The organism is Halorubrum sp. SD690R (genome assembly GCF_005435035.1).
GTDB classification, from domain to species: Archaea; Halobacteriota; Halobacteria; order Halobacteriales; family Haloferacaceae; genus Halorubrum; species Halorubrum ezzemoulense.
In genome coordinates this window covers 1-3071 of sequence record NZ_SGTV01000072.1, presented here as the reverse complement: position 1 = coordinate 3071, position 3071 = coordinate 1, and the positions used below count along the sequence as shown (strand labels likewise).

Here is a 3071-nt window from a genome sequence, read left to right as displayed (position 1 = left end):
AGACAACTTGATCAAGAACTTGGGAACCGTCTGTTTGACACACTCGACGATCTCCGTGAGGCTGCTCTCTCTGCACTCGACCGGGTCGAAATCCCAGATGTGTTTACGTATTTATGTCCGTGAGTATGAGTAGCTGAGATAGTCACTACGCTCCTGCGTAGCACATTGTTGATGACTTGCTGTGTTTCGATTTTGGTCCATCTTAAGTGAACACTCATTCGTCTTTAGTTAATATCTTCAGTAATACTCGATAGCTGTGGTTTTCGCTCAAATACGGCCCAGCCACACCAGATACGGCAAGAAAACGCCGTTTGTGATGGTTGCTTATCGCTCGATCTCGCCGGTACTGGTGTCTCATCTGTGGCTTCTCCTACATCTAATACTGACAAGCATACTTTTGGGAATTGTATTACTATCAAGCTTAACTAAAGACGAATGAGTGAACGCTGTTTGGCTTAGAGGCTGTGTTAAATCGCGATACAGCAGCGAGGTAGACTGCTAACGTTCGTGGGAGGTCGGATTGGCATATGATAAACAACAGTTGATTGGTTTCACCTACATACATGTAATTGGATAATCCATATGTCTGGAGAACATTCAGCCAGCGGAAGTACAACACAGGATTGGTGGCCAGAATCACTCGATGTAGAAATACTTGATCAGAATGCCAGCAATGTTGGGCCGTACGAAGACGAGTTCGATTACGCTGAAGCATTCGAGTCTCTCGATTTCGAGCAAGTGAAAGCAGATATTGAGGACGTATTAACTGATTCCCAAGAGTGGTGGCCAGCCGACTACGGACATTACGGACCGCTCATTATCAGGATGGCTTGGCACAGTGCGGGCACGTATCGTACTGGTGACGGTCGCGGTGGTGCGTCAGGTGGCACACAGCGGTTTGCACCTGTCGAAAGTTGGCCAGACAACGCAAATCTAGATAAAGCCCGGCGACTGCTCTGGCCAGTCAAGGAGAAATACGGTCGAAAACTCTCCTGGGCTGACTTGTTAGTCCTCTCCGGAAACGTTGCCATGGAATCGATGGGATTCCAAACGTTCGGCTTTGGAGGGGGGCGTGAGGACGCATACGCACCAGACAAAGGCGTCAACTGGGGGCCTGAAGAGGAGATGATGGAAGACAAACGCCACGATGAGGAGGGGAACCTCCAAGGCGACCTCGCCGCAGACCACATGGGGTTGATTTACGTGAACCCAGAAGGTCCTGGTGGCAAACCAGACCCTCTCGAGTCCGCGAAGTACGTGCGACAATCCTTTGATCGGATGGCGATGAACGACGAGGAAACCGTTGCCCTCTGTGCCGGCGGACACACGTTTGGGAAGGTACATGGCGCTGACTCTGACGAAAATCTTGGTGGTGAACCTGAAGCGGCGCCTATCGAACAACAGGGCCTCGGCTGGAAAAACGAGTATGGTGAGGGCAAAGGTGCCGACACGATCACAAGCGGCATTGAAGGCCCGTGGACCCAGTCCCCAACTAGCTGGGATATGGAATATGTTGATCTCTTGCTGGATCACGAGTGGGAGCCACACAAGGGACCCGGCGGAGCTTGGCAATGGCGGCCCAAGGACGCGGAGGTACATGGCTCTGCAGAGCCAGCACACGACGAGATTGAGAGTGCAACTCCGATGATGCTGACGACGGACGTCGCACTGAAGCGGGACCCAGACTATCGGGAGGTTCTCGAACGCTTCCAAGAGAACCCGATGGAATTTGGAATCAGTTTCGCAAAGGCATGGTACAAGCTTATCCACCGTGATATGGGGCCACCGGAGCGGCTCCTTGGCCCAGAAGTGCCTGACCAGGAAATGCTCTGGCAGGGACCCATCCCCGACGCCGATTACGAACTCGTCAATGAGGAACAGGTAGCCAAGCTCAAAACGGAAATCCTTGACTCCGATCTGTCCCGTACTCAGCTTGTCAAAACCGCTTGGGCTTCAGCATCAACGTATCGGGATAGCGATAAGCGCGGCGGTGCGAATGGAGCCAGAATTCGCCTCGAGCCACAACGAAGCTGGGATGTTAACGAACCGAAAGAACTGGAAACAGTACTTGACACGCTTGAAGATATTCAACGAGAGTTTAATGACTCTCGATCAGACGGAGTCCACATCTCACTTGCCGATATCATTGTGCTCGGCGGGACCGCGGCCATCGAGCAGGCGGCAGCCGAGGCCGGATACGAGATTGAACTACCGTTCGAACCGGGTCGGACTGATGCGCTTGCGGAGCAGACAGATATCGAATCTTTCCAAGCTCTGAAACCGGATGCCGATGGCTTTCGCAACTACTTCACCGATGGAGATGGACTAAGCCGCTCACCTGAAGAACTGCTGGTCGACAAGGCAGATCTCCTGGACCTGACACCGGCCGAGACAACGGTCCTTGTTGGCGGCATGCGCACGCTGGGAGCCAACCATCAGAATTCGGAGCTTGGCGTCTTCACAGATGACGTGGGGGCCCTGACTAACGACTTCTTTGAAACCGTACTTTCGATGGATTATGAGTGGGAGGCAGCTGACAGCGAAGATAACAAACAGGTGTACGAACTCAGAAACCGTGAAACGGATGAAGTCGAATGGACGGGGTCACGTGTAGATCTTATCTTCGGGTCGAACTCACGGCTTCGTACCCTCGCAGAGGCCTATGCTGCTGAAGAGGAGAAGTTCATAAATGATTTTGCTGATGCTTGGCAGAAGGTTATGACGAACGATCGTTTTGACCTGAATTAACGTCCACCTTCTCGGCGCTTTTTATACACTATATGAGGGTGTCATAGAACATTTCATGCCCTGTGTATAGCGATTTGTATCAAGAGTAGGTTTATTTTCTGACTCTATACTTCGAACTCAACTGCGCAGATGCTCCCTCGTGTTATCCATATAACTGTTCTATGACACTCTCACTATATGATTTTTGAACCGACTTATACGGTCGTGCGAAAGTATTTCCCAATATAGTCGTATTCTATAGTAATGGGTCGGTTGGACGGAATCACTCTGGAAGAACTTCACGAGCTACGTGAGCAAACAGCGGGAGAGATCCCGCGAGAACG

Annotated in this window: 1 protein-coding gene and 1 pseudogene; both read left to right on the top strand. The window is 51.4% G+C overall.

The features are described from left to right. Positions 1-123: pseudogene (locus EXE41_RS18345) on the top strand (IS630 family transposase); the annotation flags it as partial. 459 nt (positions 124-582) lie between these two features. After that, complete coding sequence (gene katG, locus EXE41_RS18340) at positions 583-2748, top strand: catalase/peroxidase HPI (protein WP_137691761.1); 2166 nt, start codon at positions 583-585, stop codon at positions 2746-2748. Positions 2749-3071 lie beyond the last annotated feature (323 nt).

What these genes read in the sequence shown, in the direction of transcription:
- katG (WP_137691761.1), top strand. Translation starts at nt 583, where the DNA reads ATGTCTGGAGAACATTCAGCCAGCGGAAGTACAACACAGGATTGGTGG.